General features: G+C 74.4%; 18 protein-coding genes. 8 read left to right on the top strand and 10 right to left on the bottom strand.

What is annotated here, in order from left to right; translation table 11 throughout:
- Window positions 1-32: 32 nt before the first annotated feature.
- Genes E4A51_RS00555 through E4A51_RS00515 form a run of 9 tightly spaced genes read right to left on the bottom strand, consistent with a single transcriptional unit; the run spans window position 33 to window position 8,402 of the window.
- Entirely contained in the window at window positions 33-728 is a 696-nt protein-coding gene (locus E4A51_RS00555; RefSeq protein WP_082739583.1) for a response regulator transcription factor, read from the bottom strand.
- On the bottom strand, window positions 725-1,924 hold the full coding sequence (locus E4A51_RS00550) for a sensor histidine kinase (RefSeq protein WP_134850608.1): 1,200 nt from the start codon (window positions 1,922-1,924) through the stop codon (window positions 725-727). The genes E4A51_RS00555 and E4A51_RS00550 overlap by 4 nt, the downstream gene beginning before the upstream one ends.
- Window positions 1,911-2,792, bottom strand: coding sequence for a type II secretion system F family protein (locus tag E4A51_RS00545; RefSeq protein ID WP_052748262.1), 882 nt, complete (start codon window positions 2,790-2,792; stop codon window positions 1,911-1,913). Before E4A51_RS00545 ends, E4A51_RS00550 begins: the two co-directional genes overlap by 14 nt.
- Window positions 2,792-3,715, bottom strand: coding sequence for a type II secretion system F family protein (locus tag E4A51_RS00540; protein ID WP_134850607.1), 924 nt, complete (start codon window positions 3,713-3,715; stop codon window positions 2,792-2,794). Before E4A51_RS00540 ends, E4A51_RS00545 begins: the two co-directional genes overlap by 1 nt.
- Entirely contained in the window at window positions 3,712-5,004 is a 1,293-nt protein-coding gene (locus E4A51_RS00535; RefSeq protein WP_046528920.1) for a CpaF family protein, read from the bottom strand. The genes E4A51_RS00540 and E4A51_RS00535 overlap by 4 nt, the downstream gene beginning before the upstream one ends.
- A 2-nt stretch (window positions 5,005-5,006) precedes the next feature.
- Window positions 5,007-5,375 carry a TadE/TadG family type IV pilus assembly protein gene (locus E4A51_RS00530; protein WP_046530694.1) on the bottom strand — a complete coding sequence of 123 codons (369 nt, stop codon included), beginning with the start codon at window positions 5,373-5,375 and terminating at the stop codon, window positions 5,007-5,009.
- On the bottom strand, window positions 5,375-6,931 hold the full coding sequence (locus E4A51_RS00525) for an AAA family ATPase (protein ID WP_134850606.1): 1,557 nt from the start codon (window positions 6,929-6,931) through the stop codon (window positions 5,375-5,377). Before E4A51_RS00525 ends, E4A51_RS00530 begins: the two co-directional genes overlap by 1 nt.
- A 5-nt stretch (window positions 6,932-6,936) precedes the next feature.
- Window positions 6,937-7,632 carry a Flp pilus assembly protein CpaB gene (cpaB, locus tag E4A51_RS00520; RefSeq protein WP_046528922.1) on the bottom strand — a complete coding sequence of 232 codons (696 nt, stop codon included), beginning with the start codon at window positions 7,630-7,632 and terminating at the stop codon, window positions 6,937-6,939.
- Window positions 7,629-8,402 carry a hypothetical protein gene (locus E4A51_RS00515; protein ID WP_134850605.1) on the bottom strand — a complete coding sequence of 258 codons (774 nt, stop codon included), beginning with the start codon at window positions 8,400-8,402 and terminating at the stop codon, window positions 7,629-7,631. The genes cpaB and E4A51_RS00515 overlap by 4 nt, the downstream gene beginning before the upstream one ends.
- Before the next feature lie 245 nt (window positions 8,403-8,647).
- Here E4A51_RS00515 and E4A51_RS00510 point away from each other — a divergent pair, with 245 nt between their 5' ends.
- The 3 genes from E4A51_RS00510 (at window position 8,648) to E4A51_RS00500 (ending at window position 12,810) form a co-directional block, all read left to right on the top strand.
- On the top strand, window positions 8,648-8,992 hold the full coding sequence (locus tag E4A51_RS00510; protein WP_134850604.1) for a DUF192 domain-containing protein: 345 nt from the start codon (window positions 8,648-8,650) through the stop codon (window positions 8,990-8,992).
- Window positions 8,993-9,244: 252 nt separating this feature from the next.
- Window positions 9,245-11,074, top strand: coding sequence for an ABC transporter ATP-binding protein (locus tag E4A51_RS00505; RefSeq protein ID WP_134850603.1), 1,830 nt, complete (start codon window positions 9,245-9,247; stop codon window positions 11,072-11,074).
- Window positions 11,071-12,810: an ABC transporter ATP-binding protein gene (locus E4A51_RS00500; protein WP_134850602.1), complete on the top strand. Its 1,740-nt coding sequence runs from the start codon at window positions 11,071-11,073 to the stop codon at window positions 12,808-12,810. Before E4A51_RS00505 ends, E4A51_RS00500 begins: the two co-directional genes overlap by 4 nt.
- An 11-nt stretch (window positions 12,811-12,821) precedes the next feature.
- Here the strand turns inward: E4A51_RS00500 and E4A51_RS00495 are convergent, their stop codons facing one another.
- The gene (locus E4A51_RS00495; protein WP_134850601.1) at window positions 12,822-13,694 is read right to left on the bottom strand and encodes an SURF1 family protein; all 873 of its coding nucleotides are present in this window, start codon (window positions 13,692-13,694) and stop codon (window positions 12,822-12,824) included.
- A gap of 257 nt (window positions 13,695-13,951) precedes the next feature.
- Here E4A51_RS00495 and E4A51_RS00490 point away from each other — a divergent pair, with 257 nt between their 5' ends.
- The 5 genes from E4A51_RS00490 to E4A51_RS00470 all read left to right on the top strand — a co-directional run bounded on the left by E4A51_RS00490 (window position 13,952) and on the right by E4A51_RS00470 (window position 21,968).
- Window positions 13,952-16,486, top strand: coding sequence for a phosphoketolase (locus E4A51_RS00490; protein WP_226239010.1), 2,535 nt, complete (start codon window positions 13,952-13,954; stop codon window positions 16,484-16,486).
- A 100-nt stretch (window positions 16,487-16,586) separates the two neighbouring features.
- Window positions 16,587-18,683, top strand: a complete 2,097-nt coding sequence (gene pta / locus E4A51_RS00485; RefSeq protein WP_134850600.1) for a phosphate acetyltransferase — start codon at window positions 16,587-16,589, stop codon at window positions 18,681-18,683.
- Window positions 18,680-19,894 carry an acetate kinase gene (locus E4A51_RS00480; protein WP_070318459.1) on the top strand — a complete coding sequence of 405 codons (1,215 nt, stop codon included), beginning with the start codon at window positions 18,680-18,682 and terminating at the stop codon, window positions 19,892-19,894. The genes pta and E4A51_RS00480 overlap by 4 nt, the downstream gene beginning before the upstream one ends.
- A gap of 165 nt (window positions 19,895-20,059) precedes the next feature.
- Window positions 20,060-20,887 carry an ABC transporter ATP-binding protein gene (locus tag E4A51_RS00475; RefSeq protein ID WP_134850599.1) on the top strand — a complete coding sequence of 276 codons (828 nt, stop codon included), beginning with the start codon at window positions 20,060-20,062 and terminating at the stop codon, window positions 20,885-20,887.
- 70 nt (window positions 20,888-20,957) lie between these two features.
- A complete protein-coding gene (locus tag E4A51_RS00470) occupies window positions 20,958-21,968 on the top strand; it encodes an iron-siderophore ABC transporter substrate-binding protein (protein ID WP_134850598.1) in 1,011 nt (336 codons plus the stop codon).
- Window position 21,969 lies beyond the last annotated feature (1 nt).

The raw sequence follows: 21,969 nt of genomic DNA, 5'->3' as shown, positions 1-21,969 counted from the left end.
GCCCCGAGGTCGTTGTGCTGACGGTGAAGACGCTACGGTCGCGGCGCCCCGCCCACGAGCGGCCCAGGACCCATCCCGGTCCCATTCGCCCCTGGGTCCCCGGGCCCAGGGGCGGTGCCCAGCCAGACCGCCACCGCGTGCGCGCGGTTGGTCACGCCCAGCTTCGCGAAGATGCGGTTGATGTGGTTCTTCACCGTCTTCTCGGACAGGAAGAGGCGGCGTGCGATCTGCGTGTTCGTCAGCCCCTGCGCGACCACGTCCATGATCTCGGCCTCGCGCGCGGACAGGTCGTCGCGTGACGCGACGCCCGCCGCGGGCGGCGGCGGCGGGTCGGCGGGCGACACCCACGGCTCGAGCCCCGACACCACGCGGCCGCCCGCGAGGCACGCGCGGATGGCCGCGCCGATCCCCGCCGGCTCGAGCGAGCCGTGGATCACGTACCCCGCCGCGCCCGCGCGCATCGCCTCGTTGACCGCGGCCATGTCGTCCGTGTTGGTCAGCATGACGACGGTCGTGCGCCCGACGAGCTCGGGCAGCACCGACAGGCCGTCGCGGCCGGGCATGCGCACGTCCAGCAGCACGACGTCGACGTCGCCCTGCGCCACCCGGTCGACCGCCGCCTGACCGTCGCCGGCCTCGTCGACGCTCTCGACGTCGTCGAGCTCCTCGAGCGCCGCCCGCAGCCCGAGCCGGATCAGCGCGTTGTCGTCCACCACCAGGATCCTCATCTAGCCTCCACCGTCTCGGGAGTGAGCGCGAGGGTCACACGCGTGCGCAGGCCCCCGCCCGGGGCCGGGCCGCGCTCGACGCTGCCGCGCCACGCGGCCGCCCTCTCGTCGATGCCCTGCAGGCCGTAGTGGCCGTCCGCCACCAGGTCGGGTGCGGGCGGCACCTGGTCCATGCCGCGGCCGTCGTCCGTGACCGTCAGCGTCAGACCGCCGCAGGACACCCGGACCTCGACCTCGACCCGGTTGGCCCCGGCGTGCCGCCGGACGTTCTCGAGCAGCTCGAGCACCATCGCCCGCACGTCGCCCGCGAGCTCGACGTCGACCTCCGCGTACGCCGGGTCGACGTCGAGCTCGACGGGCGTCCCGACGTCCCGCGTCCACCTCCGGCACGCGTCCACGAGGTCGTCGACCGGCATCGCACCCGCGCGCCGGAGCTCGCCGAGCGCCGTGCGCGTGTCGAGGTGCGCGGCGCGGCAGGCCTCGTCGAGCTGCCGGGCCAGCGCGATCGTGCGCTCGTCGGCGCCCTCGCGCTCGAGCCGCGCGAGCAGCGTGCCGCTGAGCATGGTCGCGCCCGCGAGGTCGCCGGCGGCGGTGTCGTGCAGGTCCCGCGCGATCCGCACGCGCTCGAGCGTGGCCGCACGGCGCACCTGCGCGAGCGCCGCCTCGCGCGCCGCGACGTCCTGCGCGCGCAGCCAGGAGCCGAGCGCGGAGCCCGCACCCGCCATCGCGATGACGCCGAGCGAGCCGACGGCCACCACGAGCCAGGTCGTGCCCGTCGCGTCCAGCGCGTTCGCGTACACCAGCACCATCGCGATGGCGAGCGCCATGACGAGCGCGAGCCGCGCCCCGACCAGGACGCCCAGCAGCGCGACCGTGGCAGCGGCGTAGACCGTCATGATCTCGCCCGACAGGGCCAGCAGCACCAGCACCGTCGTCACCAGGTCGCAGGCCAGCAGGATCCCCGAGCGCGACAGGAGCGCGCCCCGGGCGTCCCACGACAGCGCCGGGAAGACCGAGAACGGCACCGCGAGCAGCACGACCCACAGGTCGGCGCCGTCCGCCGTGCCCGCCACGAGCGCCGCGACGAGCGCGAGCGCGAGCGTCGCGAGCCGCACCTCGCTCAGGAGCCGCGTGACCCGCCCGATCGCCAGGTGCGCGGGGCGGTCCACGACCGCGGTGGCGTCAGAAGATGCCACTGAGGACCTCACGGTTCGCGAGCAGGATCGACGAGCCGATGAGGATGAGGGTGCCGGGGACGATCGTCATGGTGACGACGAGCGAGACCTTGGGCGCGGCCTTCGCGGCCGCCTGCCGCACGCGCTGCGCGTGCTCCTTGCGGACGTCCGAGGCGATGTCGTCGAGCGCGCTCGACAGGGGCACGCCCAGCTCCTCGGCCTGCAGCAGCGCCGTGACGAACGCCGCCACGCCGTCCGACCGCGTGCGGTCACGCATCGCGATGAACGCCTGCCGGCGGGAGATGCCGACGCTCATCTCCTGCAGGACCGTGCGCATCTCCTCCGCGAGCGGTCCCGTGTGGAACTCGCACACGCGCTCGACGGCCTGCCTGAAGCCCAGGCCCGCGGTGACCGTGACGCCCAGGACGTCGAGGAAGTCGGGGAGCTCCATGTCGATCTGCTCCTGGCGCCGCCGCCCGGCCGACATCAGCCACAGCCGCATCCACCCGCACAGCAGCAGGAGCAGGAGCAGACCCGTCCACGGCTGCCCGACGAGCAGGAAGACGACGAGGCCGACCACGCCGATGACGACGAACGCCGCCTGGCGACGCAGGTAGACCGTGAGGGTCAGGCCGTCGGGGCGCCCGGCACGCCGGATCGTCTCCTCGAGGCGCCGCAGCCGCGCCGGGCCGTAGGCGCGCATGGTCGTGCCGAGGAACAACGAGCCGAGCCGGTCGAGGAACGCGCCGAAGCCCCGCTCGCGCTGGGCGACGGGCGTCGTGCGCATGCCCTCCTCGACCTCCTCGAGGCCGGTCGTGCGCAGCATGCGCGCACCGCTGAACCCGAGGACGGTGACGAGCGCGGCGGCGAGGCCGATCAGCAGCGCCATCAGAACCTCACCTTCGTGATCCGCCGGATCACGACGAAGCCGATCAGGAACAACGACGCCGCCGCGACGAGCGCGATCTGCCCCGGCAGCGTGCCGAACATCGTGTCGAGCGCGCCCGGCGACAGCAGGTTCATGAACACGACCGAGAACGCGCCGATGAGCACGACCGCGTAGCCCGAGAACGTGGCCCCGACGACGGCGGTCGTGATCTCGCGCCGGAGCTGGCGCCGCTCGTCGAGCGTGGCCGCGATGTTCTGCAGCGCCGTGACGAGCGCACCGCCGGCCTTGCCCTGGATGACGAGGGTCTGCACGAGCACGACGAGCTCGCGCGACGGCAGCCGCTCGGCCAGGTGCTCGAGCGCGACCCGCAGGCTCTGCCCGATCGCGAGCTCGGAGGCGACCTGCTGCAGCTCGCCGCTCGCGGGCTCGTCCATCTCCCGCGCGGCGAGCTCGATCGACCGACGCACGCCCAGACCGGCCTGCGCACCGTTGGCGAGCAGGCGCGCGAGCTCGGGCAGCTGCGAGATGAACTTCTCGATGCGGGCCTCGCGCCGGCGCTCGAGCCACTGCCGGAACGACACGACGACCACGACGCCCGCGACGATCGCCGCGATGCGCCCCGCGACCGCGTAGGTGAGCACCGCGGCGAGGACCGTGCTGCTGCCCACGAGGGCGATCACGACCGACGGCGAGCGCGAGCCGAGGCCCGACCCCGCGAGCAGGGCCGTCAGCCGCTGACCCCACCGGGTGCGTCGCAGCGCGTCGTCCAGCCGGTCCGTCAGCTGCGACCCGCGGTCGCGGTCGGCGTCGACCGCCGCGAGGAGCCGGCGGCGGTGCGCGCCGTCCTCCTGCAGCACCGCGACCGTGACGACCAGCAGGACGAGCGTCGCGAACAGCAGGAAGAGGATGACGACCGGCGTCACGGCTCGCTCCCCACGGGCGCGAGGGACTCCCCCGCCCGGCGCAGGCGGGCCGCCAGCAGGTCCGGCAGCGGGTACCGGCGGAAGGTCCCCGTGACCTTGTGGTCCGGGCCGAGCAGGTCCTGCTCGAACGTCACGAGGGGCGCGAGCACGTAGTCGTCGCGCCGGCTGGAGACGAGCGCCGCGACCTCCGAGACGCGGCGCGTGCCGTCCACGCCGCGCTCGAGCTGCACGACGACGTCGATCGCCGAGTTGATCTGGTCCCGGATGGTCGCGACCGGGAGCTCCAGCTCGCTCATCGAGGCGAGCGTCTCGAGGCGTCCCATGGCGTCGAAGGCGCTGTTGGCGTGCACGGTGGCCAGCGAGCCCTCGTGACCGGTGTTCATCGCCTGGAGCATGTCGAGCGTCTCGCCGCCGCGGACCTCGCCGACGACGATGCGGTCGGGTCGCATGCGCAGCGAGTTGCGCACGAGGTCGCGGATCGTGACCTGGCCGCGGCCCTCGACGTTGGCGGGGCGCGACTCGAGCCGCACCACGTGCTCCTGCTGCAGCGAGAGCTCGGCCGCGTCCTCGATCGTGACGATCCGCTCGTGGTCGGGGATGAGGCCCGACAGCGCGTTGAGGAACGTCGTCTTCCCGGTGCCGGTACCGCCCGAGATCATGATGTTGAGCCGCGCGCGCACGCACGCCCCCAGCAGGTGGGCGGCGTGCACGTCGAGGCTGCCCTTCTCGACGAGCTCGCCGAGCCGGTAGGGCCGCGGGAACCGTCGGATCGTCAGCGACGGTCCGTCGAGCGCGAGCGGCGGGATGATGACGTTGACGCGCTCGCCCGTGGGCAGGCGCGCGTCGACCATCGGCGACGACTCGTCGACGCGGCGGTTCACCGTCGAGACGATGCGGTCGATCGTCTGGAAGAGCTGCTCCTCGGACGCGAACGTCGTGGGGACCCGCTGCAGCCGGCCCATGCGCTCGACGAACACGTCCCGCGGTCCGTTGACCATGATCTCGGTGATCGACTCGTCCGCCAGCAGCGGCTCGAGCACGCCCAGGCCGAGGGCGTCGTCGACGACCCGCTGGATGAGCGCGGAACGGTCGCGCGACGCCAGCACGGGGCCGTCGGCCGACAGCAGCGTCGACAGGATCCGCTCGAGGCGCGCGCGCCGCTGGGTCGGCTTGAGCCGGGACAGCTCGTCGAGGTCGATCTCCTCGAGCAGCCGGTCCCGGTAGTGGCCGACGAGGTCGGGCTCGTCGGAGGTCCGCTCGGTCTGCTGGATGCGGTCGCGCAGCGCCATCGTCAGCTCCTCGGCATCGTCGCGTCGCGCGACACCACGATCTCGGAGGACGTCACGCCGCGCACCACGATCGGGACGCGCACGTCGACCTCGACGACGAACGCGCCGCCCACGGTGCGTGCGCGCACGTCCTGCAGCCGCGCCCACGACGGGACCTGCGCGCGGGCGGCCCCCACGACGTCCTGCCCGAGCGCCTGGGCGCGCGCGCCGTCCCGCGCGGCCTGCTGCGCCACGGCGCCCGCCTGCGAGACGTACACGCCCTGCAGGCAGAGCATGCCGGCGAGCACGACCATCGTGACGTACCCGACGAGCTCGACCGCGGCCGAGCCCCGGTCGTCCCGCGGGGAGAGCCGGGCGGCGATCCTGCGCATCACTGCTCCCTCTGCACCTGGGCGGAGACCGACGACGTGAGCCGGACGCCCGGCACGACCGTCGGCGCGACGATGTGGACGCTCACGTCGGACGGGCTCACGTCCACGGTGGCGCCCGAGCGCCACGGGCCCGTGAGCTCGTCGAGCGCGACCGTGCGGGCGGAGCCGGCGGTCGCGGGACCCCACGGCTGCAGGCCGACGGTCCGCGCGCCCTCGTGCGCGGCGTTGCGGGCCAGCAGGTAGCCGGTGCCCCAGGCGATGCCCTGCCCGCACAGCAGCAGCACGAGCAGCGCCACGGTGAACGCGACGGGCATCTCGACGGCCGACTGCCCGTCGTCGTTGCCGCGCGCGCGGCGGCGGCCGCGGCCCGCGGTCGCCTCGGCGTAGGCCTCGTCGACGGCGTCGGCGGGGTTCTCCTCGACCTCGCTGCCCGCGAGCGCCGCGGCGAACTTCGCCGCCGCGCTGTGCGCGGGCCCGGAGGCCGTCACGACCGACGCGGTGTTCATGGCGGACTCGAACGGCTGGCCGCCGTCGGGCACGGTCGCGGCGATCCGCGTCTCGACGATCTTGGCGGCGAGGCTCTCGGTCACCTCGTTGCGGCGGTTCTGCCGGTTGAGGAGCACCTGCACGCCGGCCTGCTGCCGGATGACGAGCCGCTCCCACATGGCCAGCGTCCGCCGTGCCGAGCGCAGCGCGGGCAGGTCGGGCGTGACGACCAGCACGGCGGCGTCGGCCTCCTCGAGGACGACGGCCGTCGCCTCGGTGAGGTGCGAGCCGACGTCGATGATCGCGACCTCGTACTGGTACCGCAGCGCGTTGACGACGGAGCGCGCGGCGCGCGCCGTCATCTCCTCGCCGCGCTCGCCGTCGTTCGGCGCCGACAGCAGCCGCAGGCCGCCGGGCACGTCGTAGGACGTCTCGCGCAGGATGCGCCCCGTCATCTCGCCCGCGATGTCGACGAGGTCGACGACCGAGCGCCGGGTGTGCACACCGAGGTAGGCCGCGAGGTCGCCGGACTGCAGGTCGAAGTCGACGAGACCGACGCTGCGCGTCGCGACGAGCGACTGCGCCAGCAGCAGGGCGACGGTCGACGTGCCGACGCCGCCCTTGGCCCCCGCGACCGCGATGACGCGGCCCGCGCGGCCGCCGCGCGCGTCGGCGGAGACCGCCGAGCGGGCCGCGGCGACCCACTGCGCCACGGACTCGAGGCGCGAGACGATCTCGGCGAGGCTGGACGTCCGGGACAGGACCGACCGCGCGCCGGAGTCCATCGCGGCGGCGAACTGCTCCGGACCGGCCTGGTCGAGCAGCATCACGACGCCGAGCAGCGGGTTCGCCGCGCCGACCGAGCGGGCGACCGCGAGCCCCCGGCCCGAGTCGACCTGCTCGTCGACCACGAGGACGTCGAGGTCGGGGTGGCGCACGAGCGCCTCGTCGACGCTCGACGCGTCGCGGACGACCTGCACCAGGGAGATCGCCTCGGCCTCGGCGAGCACCTGGCTCATGCGCTCGAGCGTGCGCTCGTCCGGTGAGGCGAGCAGGACCTTCGTCACCATCGTCGTCACCCCGCCTGGAACACGAGCTCGTCGTCGGGCAGGACCTGGCTGTCCCCGTCACCGCGCAGCGCGAGCCGCAGCTTGACCGAGAAGCTCTCCACGTAGGCGAGCCGCAGCGCGTCCTCCGAGGTGAGGGCGAACGTCACGGGCACCCCTTGCGTCGTCGTGAAGTTGCCGCCGACGTCGCTGTCCTCCATGTTCTGGGGGATGCCGACCTCGAGGACGAGCGCGTTGGAGACCCACACCTCGGCGCGCGGCGGGCGCAGCTCGTCGCCGTCGACCGTGGCGAGGATGTCGACGTGGTCGCCCGGGGCGACCTTGCCGGCGACACCGGTCTCGGCGTCCACGACGATCGCGACCTCGCGGAACCCGGGCTGGACGCCGGGTCGCGGCACGAGCATGCCGGTCTGCACGAGCGACCCCTCGGGCAGCGCGGTGGCGGCCACCAGGCCGCTCGTCTCGGACACGTCGCGCACGGCCGTGGCCGGCACCCACCGCTCGGGGACCTCGACGGCCTCCAGCATGTCGGGCTCGATGGGCTCGTAGGCGTCGACGGCGCGGTTGAGCTGGTACGCCTGCGTCATCGGCCCCACGCGCGAGCTGACGTCGCCGACGTACACGACCACCGCGAGGAACACGGCGATCGCACCGAGAGCCGTGATGACGAGCAGGAGCGCCCCTCGCCGCTGGCGCGGGTTCATACGTGTCCTCCTGTGGGGACGGAGACCGTGCCGTCCGGCACGGGGATCTGGCAGAAGAGGCAGGACGGTCCGGTCGCGAGGCGCGCGCAGCTCGCGCAGCGCGGGACGGCCGCGACGAACGACGGGCTGAGGCGTTCCTCGACGGTCTCCTCGAGCGCACGCACGACGACGGTCGCCTCGTACCAGCGCTTCGCGCCCCAGAACGCGCCGTCGGTCGCGAGGTCCACGTGGGCCTGCGCCGGCTGCGGCAGCCCGGCGGCCACGACGGGCTTCTCGGAGGCCGTGGCGATCGTCGCGACGCCGGCGGGGAGCTCGAGCGCCTGGTCGCGCGAGATGGTCTGCGCGGTCCAGTCGACGCGGAAGACCGACCCCGGCAGCCGGCTCGCGAGGTCGAGCGCCACCGACGGGCGCGGACGCTCGAGCGCGGCGACGGACGACACGAGCGCGACCGTCCGCACGCCCTCGCCGAGCCCCTCGAGCACCGAGGGGGCGAGCCCGAGCGCGATGTCGGGCAGCATCTGCAGCGCGGCGACCGCGACGAAGAACGCGGTGGGCGGGACCTCGTGCGCCAGGACGCCGACGCGCTCCTGCCCGAGCACGAGCCGCGCGGCACGCGCCGCGTCCCGGCCGGCCGTGCTGTCGGCGACGACGAGGACGGGGACCTCGGGGTCGAGCGCGAGGAGCGCGGCGACGACGGACTCGGCGTCCGGCTCGGCGACCACGGTGCCCGACGGCAGCCGGTGCGCCGGTGCGAGCGCCAGGATCGTCACGGGGCTCCTCCTCGGTCCGGTGGGGTGGTGGTGAGGTCGGCGACCCGGTTCACGAGGGTGCCGCAGGGTCGGTCGGGTCGCATGTCTGACGTGAGGTTTCACCCGTCCAGCCCTGGCCGCGCCCCGCTCGGGGGGCGGCGCCGCGACCCCGGGCGAGGATACCTCCCGGTTCGTCCACCCCCGCGCACGCGGCGGGGCCGGGCAGGCGTCGCACCGGGGCCCCCGCGGCACGGCAGACTGCCCCCGTGACCAGGCTCTGGGTGGACGGCCGGGACGTGGCCGAGGTGACGGTCGCGTCGACGTGGGGGGCGCGGGCGCGCGGCATGCTGTGGCGCAGGCGGCTGCCCGAGGCCATGTGGTTCGTGCGGGAGTCGTCCGTCCACGGCGTCGGCATGACCGTGCCGCTCGACGTCGCGCAGCTCGCCGCCGACGGCAGCGTGCTCGCGGTCCACGTGCTGCGACCGTTCGGCCTGGTGGCGCCGCGGCCGGGCGCGGTCGACGTGCTCGAGGCGCCCGCCGGCAGCTTCGCGCGCTGGGGCCTGGCCGTGGGCGGCGTGGCGCAGCGCGTGCCGGCAGGCACGGCGGGATGACGGAGGGGTGGCACGAGCCGATCGTGCCGCGCGGCAGGGCCCGCGTGCACGGGCCCGGCGGCCCCGTCCGGGCCCGGTCCCTGGGCCCTGCCTCCCGGGGGCAAGGGCCCGTGGTCCCAGGCCCCCCGTCCGGGTGATCCGCGGCCCCGGATTTCACCCGTCCGGCGCCGAACGGTGCACGACGCGTGCGCGCCGCGACGGCGCGCAAAAGGCGTTCGCGGCTGTCGGTGGTCCCCCGTAACGTGCGTCGACGTGCGCCAGCTCCCTCTCGCCGACCCCGGCACCCCGCCGTTGCGCGGCCCCGCCACCTACCTGTGGTGGATGGCCCGTCGCCAGTGGGGCATCCTCCTGACGGCCGTCGCGTGCGGCGTCGTGCAGTTCGCGTGCCAGGCGTTCCTGCCGTACCTCACCGGTCGCGCGATCGACGACGGGCTCGCCGACGGCTTCGGGCCCGCGCTGCTGCAGGCCGCGGGCCTGCTGCTCGCGCTCGGGCTCGTCAGCGCGGCGGCGTCGGCCGTCGGGCACCGGTACGACGTCGCGAACTGGCTGCGGGCCGCGTTCACGACGTCGCAGCTCGTCGGTCGCACCGCGGCGCGCTCGGGCGACGCGATCACCGCCGAGCTGCCCACGGGCGAGGTCGTGTCCGCGGTCGCGAACGACGCCCTGCGCGTGGGCGAGGTGTACGCGTCCCTCGCGCGCTTCGTCGGCTCGGTCGTGGCGTACGCGGCGGTCGCCGTGCTCATGCTCCAGGTCTCGGTGCAGCTCGGGCTCGTCGTGCTGCTCGGGCTCCCCGCCGTCGCGGGCGTGCTGGCGCTGCTCGTCCGCCCGCTGCAGCGGCGTCAGACCGCGCAGCGCGAGGCGTCGGGCCGCCTCACGACGCTCGGCGCGGACACCGTCTCGGGGCTGCGCGTGCTGCGCGGCATCGGCGGCGAGAACGTCTTCACCGGGCGGTACCGCGAGCAGTCGCAGCTCGTGCGGCGGCGCGGCGTCGAGGTCGCGGTCACGCAGTCGTGGCTCGACGCGCTCCAGGTGCTGCTGCCCGGCGTGTTCGTGGTCGCGCTCGTCTGGCTCGGCGCGCACATGGCGCTCGCCGGGACGATCACGCCCGGCCAGCTCGTGACGACCTACGGCTACGCGGCGTTCCTCGGCTGGCCCGTGCAGAACGCCACGCAGTTCCTGCAGGCCACGACCCGCGCGGTCGTCGGCACGCGCAAGGTGCTCACGGTGCTGCGGGTCGTGCCCGCGGCCGGGACGGCGCCGCGGGACGGCACCGTCATGCCGCCCGCGGGGTCGCCGCTCGTCGACGAGGCCAGCGGCGTCACGGTCGAGGCCGGCCGCGTCGTCGCCCTCGTGTCGGCCGACCCGGACGAGTCCGCACGCATCGCCACGCGCCTGGGCCGGTTCGACGACGCCGAGGAGTCCGCGACGCCCGTCACGCTCGGCGGCGTGCCGCTCGCGACGCTGCCGCTGGCCGAGCTGCGCCGCCGCGTCGTCGTCGCCGAGGCCATGCCGCAGCTGTTCTCGGGCCCGCTCGCCGAGGGGCTCGACGTCCGCGGCGGCGCCACGCGCGACGACCTCCTGACCGCCATCGGCCTGGCCGACGCGCAGGACGTGCTCGACTCGGTGCCCGACGGCCTGGACGGCGAGCTCACCGAGAAGGGCCGGTCGCTGTCGGGCGGCCAGCGCCAGCGCGTCGCGCTCGCGCGTGCGCTGCTCACGCAGGCGGAGGTGCTCGTGCTGGTCGAGCCGACCAGCGCGGTCGACGCCCACACCGAGGCACGCATCGCGGCGCGGCTCGCGGACGCCCGCCGCGGCCGCGCCACGCTCGTCGTCACCGCGAGCCCGCTCGTGCTCGACCACGTCGACGAGGTGCAGCTCGTGCACGACGGCCGGCTGGTCGCCCGCGGGACGCACGCCGAGCTGCTCGACGGCGCCGCAGGCCCGCAGGTCGCGGCGACGTACCGGCGCGTGGTCGGGCGCAACCTCGACGACGACCTGCCGGTCGAGGAGACCTTCGAGGCGGCCGAGCCCGACGCCCGCACCCTGACCCAGCCCACGACGACCCCCGGAGGTGCCGCGTGAAGCTCCCCATCGCCGACGCGGCGACCGTCCGCGCCTACGCGGCCGACCTGCTGCGCCGCCACCGGCGACCGCTCGGCGGCATCGCCGTGCTGCACACGCTCGCCGCGATCGCGGGCCTCGCGGGCCCGCTGCTCCTGGGTCGCATCGTCGACGCCGTCACGCGGGGCACCGACGCGCGGTACATCAACACGCTCGTCGCCGTCGGCCTCGCGGCCGTCGTCACGCAGACCGGGCTCATCCGGTACGCGCAGCGTGCGTCCATGCGGTTCGGCGAGAAGGTCTTCGCCGAGCTGCGCGAGGAGTTCCTCGAGACGGTGACGTCGCTGCCGCTGTCGACCGTCGAGCGCGCGGGCACGGGTGACCTCGTTACCCGCACGACCAACGACGTCAACAAGCTGCAGCACGCGGTCCGGTTCGGCGTGCCGCGCGTGATCGTCGCGGTCGTGACGATCACGCTCACGGTCGCGGCGTGCCTCGTGATCGACCCGCTGGTGTCGGTCGCGCTGTTCGTGGGCGTGCCCACCATGGTCGTCATGGTGCGCTGGTATCTGCGGCGCGCGACCCCGGCGTACATCCGCGAGTCGGCCGCGTACGCGGTGCTCAACGGCACCATCACCGAGACGGTCGAGGGCGCGCGCACGGTCGACGCGCTCAGCCTGGCGGAGGCACGCGAGCGCCGCGTCCACGAGGACCTGCGCGAGGCGTTCGACGCCGAGCGCGCGACCCTGCGGCTGCGCACGATCCTGTTCCCGGGCGTCGACCTCGCGTTCGTGCTCGCGCCCGTCGCGGTCCTCGTGTGGGGCGGCTGGCTCGCGTCGCAGGGCCACGTCACGCTCGGCGCGGTCACGACGATCGTGCTGTACGCGTACCAGGTCACCGGACCCGTGTGGGAGCTGATCTTCTGGGTCGACGAGATCCAGGTGGCGGCGACCGCGCTCGCGCGCATCGTGGGCGTGCGCCTGGTCGAGTCCGACCGCGAGGCGTCGGGCGCCCGCCCGGTCGACGACCGCGTGTCGACGCTCGGCCTGCGGTACGCGTACCGCGAGGGTCACGACGTGCTGCACGGCATCGACCTCGACCTCGCGCCGGGCGAACGGCTCGCGGTCGTGGGGCCGTCGGGCGCCGGCAAGTCGACGCTGGGGCGGATGCTCGCGGGCATCCACCCGCCCACGGGCGGGTCGGCGACCGTCGGCGGCGTGCCGCTGGTCGACCTGCCGCTCGACGAGCTGCGCCGTCACGTCGCGCTCGTGACGCAGGAGCACCACGTGTTCGTCGGCACGCTCGCCGACAACCTGCGCCTGGCGAAGGTCGACGCCGACCACGACGAGATCGAGCGCGCGCTGCGCGCGGTCGACGCGTGGGACTGGGTCGAGGGGCTGCCCGACGGCCTGGACACCGAGGTCGGCTCGGGCGGCACGGCGCTGACCCCCGCGCAGGCGCAGCAGGTCGCGCTCGCGCGGCTCGTGCTGCTCGACCCGCACACGCTCGTGCTCGACGAGGCCACGTCGCTGCTGGACCCGCGTGCCGCGCGGCACCTCGAGCGGTCGCTGTCCGCGGTGCTCGCCGGGCGCACCGTCGTCGCGATCGCGCACCGCCTGCACACCGCGCACGACGCCGACCGCGTCGCCGTCGTCGACGCGGGACGCATCAGCGAGATCGGCCCCCACGAGGAGCTCGTCGCCGCGGGCGGCGAGTACGCCGCGCTGTGGCGCTCGTGGCAGCACGAGTCCGCCTGACGCGGCACCGGTCAGGCGCCGCTGGCGACCCGACGGTCGTCCGGCGGCGTCGCGCCGGCGGCCACGCCGCCGTCGTGGGCGGGCACCCCGTGGTCGACGTCCGTGGGCGGGGCGCCGCTCGCGTCGCCGTCGCCCGGGAGCGGCGGCCGGCCGGCGGCCTCGTCCCGCACGAGGCGCCACCACAGCCCGACGGCGAACAGGCCGAAGATCCACCACTGCGCGGCGTAGGCGAGGTTCTGCACGTTGAGCCCCGACCCCGCCCGTGTCGGCGGGTCGAGCGGCTCGAGCCCCGCGGGGTCCGCGGGGTCGCCGGTCTGCACCACGAGGTAGCCGGTGTAGACAGGACCGCCCCACACGGTGAGCAGCTGCGGCGCGCTGATGGCGTCGGTGCGCCCGTCGACGGGCGTCGTGCCGGCCTCCTCCCCCGCCTGCAGCCACCCGACGACCTCGACCTCGCCCGCGGGGGCGGGCGCGACGTCGGGCGTGGGCGACCAGCCGCGCACGACCGGCAGCACCGCCGTCCCGTCGGGCGTCGCGACGCGCAGCGGCGTGAGCACGAGGTAGCCGTCGGTGCGGCCCGCGTGCTCGCGGCCCGTGACGAGCAGCGTCCCGTCGTCGTCGTAGGTGCCGGACACGAGGGCCTTGCGCGCCACCAGGTCGCCGACGAACGTCTGGCCGGGCGCGAGCAGGGCGGCCAGCGGCTCCGGGTCGGCCGTCACGACCCGTGCGGCCTCGCGCTGCGCGGCGGCGGCGCCGCGCACCTCGGCGCGCTCGAGCTGCCACGCCCCGAGGCGTCCGCACACGGCCGCGGCGGCCAGCAGGAGCACGAGCAGGCCGAGCATCCGCGGGCGGACCGCGGCGCGCCACAGGGAGGTCTCGGCCACCACCTCACGGTACCCGCCCGGCACCCGGGTGCTGCCCGGTGGTCCGCCGCGGACGGGCGCCGACGACGCGGCGGGGGCACCCTGGAGGTGCGCCGTCGTGCCCTCCGCGCCCTCGTCGCGACCCTGTGGCGCGTGGGGTTGGATGGCTGTGGTCAGGAGCACAGCCGCGGTGGGCCGGACGTCCCACCTCGCGCTGCGACCTCACGGAAGGCTGGGGAGCACCCCGGCCGACCACGGCAGACCCTCAAGGAGGGGACATGACTACCACCGCCTCGGACCCGCAGAACGCTGCGGACGCAGGCCCCATCGCCCCGGGACCGTTCGCGGCCGCCGAAGCCCGCACCGCCTGGCGCAAGGGATCCGGGCAGATCGACGACGCGACGCTGCAGCGCCTGTCCACGTGGTGGCGCGCCGCGAACTACATGTCGGTCGGCCAGATCTACCTGCTCGACAACCCGCTGCTGCGCCGCCCGCTGCACCGCGACGACGTCAAGCCGCGCCTGCTCGGCCACTGGGGCACGACGCCCGGCCTCAACTTCCTCTACGCGCACCTCAACCGCGCGATCGCGGAGCGCGAGCAGTCGACGATCTACGTGACGGGCCCCGGCCACGGCGGCCCCGGCCTGGTGGCGAGCGCGTACCTCGACGGCACGTACTCCGAGGTGTACTCCGACATCACGGAGGACGAGGAGGGCCTGCGCCGGCTGTTCCGGCAGTTCTCCTTCCCGGGCGGCATCCCGTCGCACGTCGCGCCCGAGACGCCGGGCTCGATCCACGAGGGCGGTGAGCTCGGCTACGCGCTGAGCCACGCGTACGGCGCCGCGTTCGACAACCCGAACCTGCTGGTCGCCGCGGTCGTCGGCGACGGCGAGGCCGAGACGGGCCCGCTCGCGACGAGCTGGCACTCGAACAAGTTCGTCAACCCGCGCCAGGACGGCATCGTCCTGCCGATCCTGCACCTCAACGGGTACAAGATCGCGAACCCGACGGTGCTCGCGCGGATCAGCGACGCCGAGCTGCACGACCTCATGGTCGGCTACGGCCACAAGCCGCACGTGTTCGTCGCGGGCTTCGACGACGAGGACGACCTCGAGATCCACCGCCGCTTCGCGGTGCTGCTCGACGAGGTGCTCGACGAGATCGCCGAGATCAAGGCGAACGCCGCCGCCGGCGACGTGAGCCGCCCGATGTACCCGATGATCGTGTTCCGCACCCCGAAGGGCTGGACGGGCCCGGACGAGATCGACGGCAAGAAGACGACGGGTTCGTGGCGTGCGCACCAGGTGCCGCTCGCGAACGCGCGGGACACCCCGGAGCACCTCGCGGTGCTCGAGCAGTGGCTGCAGTCGTACCGGCCGGCCGAGCTGTTCGACGCGACGGGCCGGGTCGACGCCGACATCACGGCGCTCGCGCCGCACGGCGACCTGCGCATGAGCGCGAACCCGCACGCGAACGGCGGCCTGCTGCTGCGCGACCTGCGGCTGCCGGACTTCCGGGACTTCGCGCAGGACGTGCCCGCACCCGGGGCGACGATCGCCGAGGCGCCGCGCGTGCTCGGCGAGTACCTCACCGAGGTCATCCGCCGGAACCCCGACACGTTCCGCATCTTCGGCCCCGACGAGACCGCGTCGAACCGCCTGCAGGCGGTGTACGAGGTCACCGCGAAGCAGTGGAACGCGGAGTTCGAGGGGCCCGAGGTCGACGACCACCTCGAGCGCGCGGGTCGCGTCATGGAGATGCTGTCGGAGCACCAGTGCCAGGGCTGGCTCGAGGGCTACCTGCTCACCGGGCGGCACGGCCTGTTCACGTCGTACGAGGCGTTCATCCACATCGTCGACTCGATGTTCAACCAGCACGCCAAGTGGCTCAAGGTCACCAACGACATCCCGTGGCGGCGGCCGATCGCGAGCCTCAACTACCTGCTGTCGAGCCACGTGTGGCGGCAGGACCACAACGGCTTCAGCCACCAGGACCCCGGCTTCATCGACCACGTGGTCAACAAGAAGGCCGAGGTCGTGCGGGTCTACCTGCCGCCGGACGCGAACACGCTGCTGAGCACGTACGACCACTGCCTGCGCAGCCGGCAGTACGTCAACGTCGTCGTGTCCGGCAAGCAGCCCGCGCCGAACTTCCTGTCGATGGAGCAGGCCGTCGCGCACTGCACGCGCGGCCTGGGCATCTGGGAGTGGGCCGGGTCGGAGGCGCAGGACGAGGAGCCGGACGTCGTGCTGGCGTGCGCGGGCGACGTCCCGACGCTCGAGGTCCTCGCGGCGGCGGACATCCTGCGGCGCGAGCTGCCGCAGCTCAAGGTGCGCGTCGTCAACGTCGTGGACCTCATGCGGCTGCAGGACGCGCGGGAGCACCCGCACGGCCTGTCCGACGCGGAGTTCGACACGATCTTCACGGCCGACCGGCCGATCGTGTTCGCCTACCACGGGTACCCGTGGCTCATCCACCGCCTCACGTACCGCCGCAACGGGCACGCGAACCTCCACGTGCGCGGGTACAAGGAGGAGGGCACCACGACGACGCCGTTCGACATGGTCATGCTCAACGACCTCGACCGGTACCACCTGGTGATCGACGTCATCGACCACGTGCACTGGCTGCGCGCGTCGCAGGCCGGCCTGCGCCAGCGCATGGTCGACGCCCGCCTGCGCGCGCGGCAGTACACGCGCGAGCACGGCGAGGACCTGCCGGAGGTGCGCGACTGGGTGTGGCCCGACGCGGGCGACGCCGCGTCGACCGAGGAGATCTCCGCCTCACTTTCGACCGGCGGGGACAACGAGTAGGCAGACTGTCACGGGTGCGTGCCCGGGCCCACCGGCCCGGGCACGCGTCCGTCGAGGACGAGCAGCCCCCACCCGGGGCGATGAGGAAGTGAGCTGAACGGTGGCCCGCACGATCTACGTCATGTCGGCCGAGGGGGACACGGGCAAGTCCGTCGTCGCGCTCGGCCTCGTCGACCTGCTGACCCGCACGGTGCAGCGCGTCGGTGTCTTCCGACCCGTCGCCCGGTCGACCGACGAGCGCGACTACGTGCTGGAGCTGCTGCTCGAGCACGACGGCGTCGACGTCGCCTACGAGGACGCGGTCGGCGCGACGTACGACGACGTCATCTCCGACCCGGACGCCGCGCTGTCGCGCATCGTGTCGCGGTTCCACGACGTCGAGCGCCGCTGCGACGCGGTCGTGGTGGTCGGCACCGACTACACGGACGTCGCGGGCCCCACCGAGCTCGCGTACAACGCGCGGATCGCCGCCAACCTGGGCGCACCCGTGCTGCTGGTCGTGAACGGCGCGCACCGCAGCGCCGAGGACGTCCACCACGCGGCCGAGGTCGCCGCCGCCGAGATCGACGCGAACCACGCGCAGGTCGTCGCGGTCGTCGCGAACCGCTGCGCGCCGAACTCGCTCGACCAGGTGCGCACCGCGCTGGGCGGCACGCGCCCGGTGTGGGCGCTGCCGGACTCGCCGCTGCTGTACGCCCCGACGCTGCGCCAGCTCATGGAGGCCGTCGGCGGCACGCTGAGCAGCGGCGACGAGGAGCTGCTGGGTCGCGAGGTGCTCGACGTGCTGGTCGGCGCGATGTCGATCGAGCACCTGCTGGACCGCCTGCAGGACGGCGCGGTCGTCATCACGCCCGGGGACCGGGCCGACGTGCTGCTGGGCCTGCTCATGGCGCACCAGGCCGACGGCTTCCCGTCGCTCGCGGGCCTCATCCTCAACGGCGGGCTCGAGCCGGCCCCGACGATCCAGCGCCTGGTCGAGGGCCTCGGGTCGCGCCTGCCGCTCATCACGACGTCGCTCGGCACGTTCCGCTCGGCGAGCGCCGCGGCCGCGACCCGGGGCCGCGTCACGCACGACTCGCAGCGCAAGGTCGACACGGCGCTCGCGCTGTTCGAGCAGCACGTCGACGGCGACGCGCTGCTGGCCGCGCTCGACGTCGAGCGGCCCGAGGTCGTCACGCCGCTGATGTTCGAGTACGCGCTGCTGGACCGTGCGCGCTCCGACCGCAAGCACGTCGTGCTGCCCGAGGGCAACGACGACCGGATCCTGCGGGCCGCCTCGACGCTGCTGCAGCGCCAGGTCGCGGACCTGACGATCCTCGGCGACGAGGCCGCGATCCGCGCCCGCGCGACCGAGCTGGGCCTCGACCTCGACGGCGCGCAGGTGCTGGACCCGAAGAACGGCGAGACGCTCGAGCGGTTCGCCGAGATCTACACCGAGCTGCGCAAGCACAAGGGCATGACGGTCGAGCGCGCGCGCGAGATCGTGTCCTCGGTGTCGTACTTCGGCACGCTCATGGTGCAGCTCGGGCTCGCGGACGGCATGGTCTCGGGCGCGGCCCACACGACCGCGCACACCATCAAGCCGTCGTTCGAGATCATCAAGACGCGCCCCGACGTGGGCAGCGTGTCGAGCTGCTTCCTCATGTGCCTCGAGGACCGCGTGCTGGTGTACGCCGACTGCGCGGTCATCCCCGACCCGACGGCCGAGCAGCTCGCGGACATCGCGATCTCGTCGGCCGAGACGGCGACGCAGTTCGGCATCGAGCCGCGCATCGCGATGCTGTCGTACTCGACCGGCGAGTCCGGCTCGGGCGCGGACGTCGAGAAGGTCCGCGAGGCCACGCGCCTGGTGCGCGAGCGTCGCCCCGACCTGTCGGTCGAGGGCCCGATCCAGTACGACGCCGCGGTCGACGCGTCGGTCGCGCAGACCAAGATGCCGGACTCCGCGGTCGCGGGCCGGGCCACGGTCTTCGTCTTCCCCGACCTCAACACGGGCAACAACACCTACAAGGCCGTGCAGCGCTCGGCCGGTGCCGTGGCGATCGGCCCGGTGCTGCAGGGGCTGCGCAAGCCCGTGAACGACCTGTCGCGCGGTGCGCTGGTCCAGGACATCGTCAACACGGTCGCGATCACCGCGATCCAGGCGCAGGCGCAGGCCGACGCCACCACCCCGAGCACGGAGGCCTCCGCCCGATGAGCACGTCCACCCCCGCGAGCAGCACGAGCGTCCTCGTCGTCAACTCGGGCTCCTCGTCCGTCAAGTACCAGCTGGTCGACCCGGCGTCGGGCGACGCGATCGCGTCGGGCATCGTCGAGCGCATCGGTGACGCGCTGGGCTCGGTCAAGCACGTCGCGCACGGCGACACGACGCGCCGCGAGGTGCCGGTGCCGGACCACGCCGAGGCGCTGCGCCTCGTGCTGGGCCTGTTCGACGAGATCGGCCCCGACCTCGCGTCGGCCAACGTCGTGGCGGTCGGCCACCGCGTCGTGCAGGGCGGCGACCTGTTCGACGGCCCGACGCTCGTCACGCCCGAGGTCGAGCAGCAGATCGAGGAGCTGTCGCCGCTCGCGCCGCTGCACAACCCCGCGAACCTCACGGGCATCCGCGTCGCGCAGGCGCTGCTGCCGGACGTGCCGCACGTCGTGGTGTTCGACACGGCGTTCTTCCGCACGCTGCCCGACGCGGCCGCGACGTACGCGGTCGAGGCGTCGGTGGCGGCCGAGCACAAGGTGCGCCGGTACGGCGCGCACGGCACGTCGCACCAGTACGTGTCGCAGCAGGTCGCGCAGATCCTGGACCGCCCGCTGGAGGACCTCCACCAGATCGTGCTGCACCTGGGCAACGGCGCGTCGGCGTCGGCCGTGCGCGGCGGCGTCGCGGTCGAGACGTCGATGGGCCTGACCCCGCTCGAGGGTCTCGTCATGGGCACGCGCTCGGGCGACGTGGACCCGGCGGTCGTGTTCCACCTGCACCGCAACGCGGGCATGTCGATCGACGAGATCGACGACCTGCTGAACCGCCGCTCGGGCGTCAAGGGCCTGGCCGGCGAGAGCGACTTCCGCGCGCTGCACGACCTGGTGGCCGAGGGCCACGCGGGCGCGCGCCTGGCTCTCGACGTGTACCTGCACCGGCTGCGCAAGTACGTCGGCGCGTACCACGCGGTGCTGGGGCGGCTCGACGTCATCACGTTCACGGCCGGGATCGGCGAGAACGACGACATCGTGCGGCTCGGTGCGCTGAGCGGGCTCGAGGCCCTCGGCATCGAGGTCGACGCGGCGCGCAACGAGGGCCGCAAGTCGGAGCCGACGGTCATCTCCCCCGACGGCGCCAAGGTCACGGTCCTCGTGGTGCCGACCAACGAGGAGCTCGCGATCGCGCGGCAGGCGCTGGACGTCATCGGCGCCTGAGCACCGGCACGACGTACGGCACGGCCCGGACCCGCGTGGTCCGGGCCGTGCCGCGTCCGGGGGCGGTCGCGCCCGTCCGAGCACGTCCGGGAGCGGGCACGCTCGGAGGCCGACGTGGCGCACGCCACACCACGGTGAGGTAAGGCTTCGCTAACATCGTGTCCCGTGCCCTCCCCCACCGCGACCGGCGTGACGCTCGGCGCCCGTGACGTCACGATCCGGTACGACGCCGTCGTCGCCGTCGACGCCGTGCACGTCGACCTCGAGCCCGGACGCGTCACCGCGCTCGTCGGCCCCAACGGCTCGGGCAAGTCCACGCTGCTGCGCGGCATGTCCCGCCTGCACCGCCTCGCCGGCGGCCACGTCGAGCTCGGCGACGTGCCGGACGTCGCCGCGCTGTCGCCGCGCGAGTTCGCGCGGCGCGTCACGCTGCTCGCGCAGTCGCGCCCCACGCCCGCGGGCATCAGCGTGCGCGACGCGGTCGAGCTGGGCCGCCACCCGCACCGCACCGCGTGGCGCGGCCGCGACGCCGCCGGGCCCGCCGCCGTGCAGCGTGCGCTCGAGCTCACCGGCACCGCCGACCTCGCGGACGTGCCCGTCGACACGCTGTCCGGCGGGCAGGTGCAGCGCGTGTGGTTCGCGAGCGCGCTCGCGCAGGACACCGGCGTGCTGCTGCTCGACGAGCCCACCAACCACCTCGACCTGCGCTACCAGGTCGAGGTCCTCGAGCTCGTGCGCGCGCTCGCCGACGACCACGGCGTGACCGTCGGCGTCGTCCTGCACGACCTCAACCACGCCGCCGCCGTCGCCGACCGCGTCGTCGTGCTCGCCGCGGGCCGCGTCGTCGCCGACGGGCCGCCCGCGAGCGCGCTCGACCCCGACCTGCTCACCGCGGTGTACGACATCGAGATCACCGTGGACGTCGACCCCGCCACCGGCGAGGTCGACGTGCGCACGCCCCGGCAACGCGTGCGCCGCACCGTGGCCCGCTGACGGGCCGACCGGCGACGGCGCAGGCGCCGGCACACCTTCCTGCGCGCCACGACTCCCCGAGGACACACCCATGCGCACCACCCGTCCCGCCCGCGCGGCCGTCGTCGCGCTCGCCCTGCCGCTGCTGCTCGCGGCGTGCGGCACGAGCGACGGCGCCGCCGCCGACGCACCCACCTCGACCGGCGCCGCCGCGCAGGGCGAGCCGATCACGGTCACCGACGCGCGCGGCGAGGAGATCACGCTCGACGCACCCGCCGAGCGCGTCGTCGCGCTCGAGTGGGCCCAGGTCGAGATGGTCCAGACCCTCGGGGTCGACCCCGTCGGCGTCTCCGACCCCACCGGGTACACGAGCTGGGTCGGCACGGCCGCACCGCTCGCGTCCGAGACGGTCGACGTCGGCCTGCGCCGCGAGCCGAGCGTCGAGGCCATCGCGGACCTCGAGCCCGACCTCATCGTCGGCGTGCTCACGTCGGTCCCCGAGGGCGCGCTCGAGCAGCTCGAGCGCGTCGCGCCCGTGGTGCTCATGGCGGGTGCGGACGCGTCCGACCCGCTGGGCCGCGTCACCGAGGACTTCACGACCATCGCGACGGCCCTCGGGAAGGAGGACGTCGCGCAGGACGTGCTCGACGACCTCGACGCGCGGCTCGCCGAGAACGCCGCGACCCTCGAGGCCGCGGGCCTCGCGGGCACGCCCGTCGTGCTGACGTCGCCGTACTCCGACGGCGCCAACCTCACGATCCGCATGCACGGGCCCCGCACCGCCGTGCAGGCCGTCGCCGAGCGCATGGGCCTGGCCGCCGCGTGGACCGACCCGGGCGACGACGCGTACGGCCTGGCGAACATCGACCTCGAGGGCCTCACGCAGCTGCCCGCCGACACGCGCTTCCTCTACTGGGGCAACGACGACGAGGACGACGTCGTCACGACGGCCCTCGCGGGCAACGCCGTGTGGGAGAGCCTGCCGTTCGTGCAGGCCGGGCACGTGCACCGCGCGGCCGTCGGCATCTGGGCGTACGGCGGCCCGGCGTCGATGATGGCGTGGAGCGACGACCTCGTCGCGCAGCTGACGGCGGAGGCCTGAC

Source organism: Cellulomonas sp. HD19AZ1, assembly GCF_004535805.1.
In the GTDB taxonomy this organism is placed as follows: domain Bacteria; phylum Actinomycetota; class Actinomycetes; order Actinomycetales; family Cellulomonadaceae; genus Cellulomonas; species Cellulomonas iranensis.
Note: the sequence above shows the minus strand (reverse complement) of the source record. Positions and strands in the feature narration are given on the sequence as shown.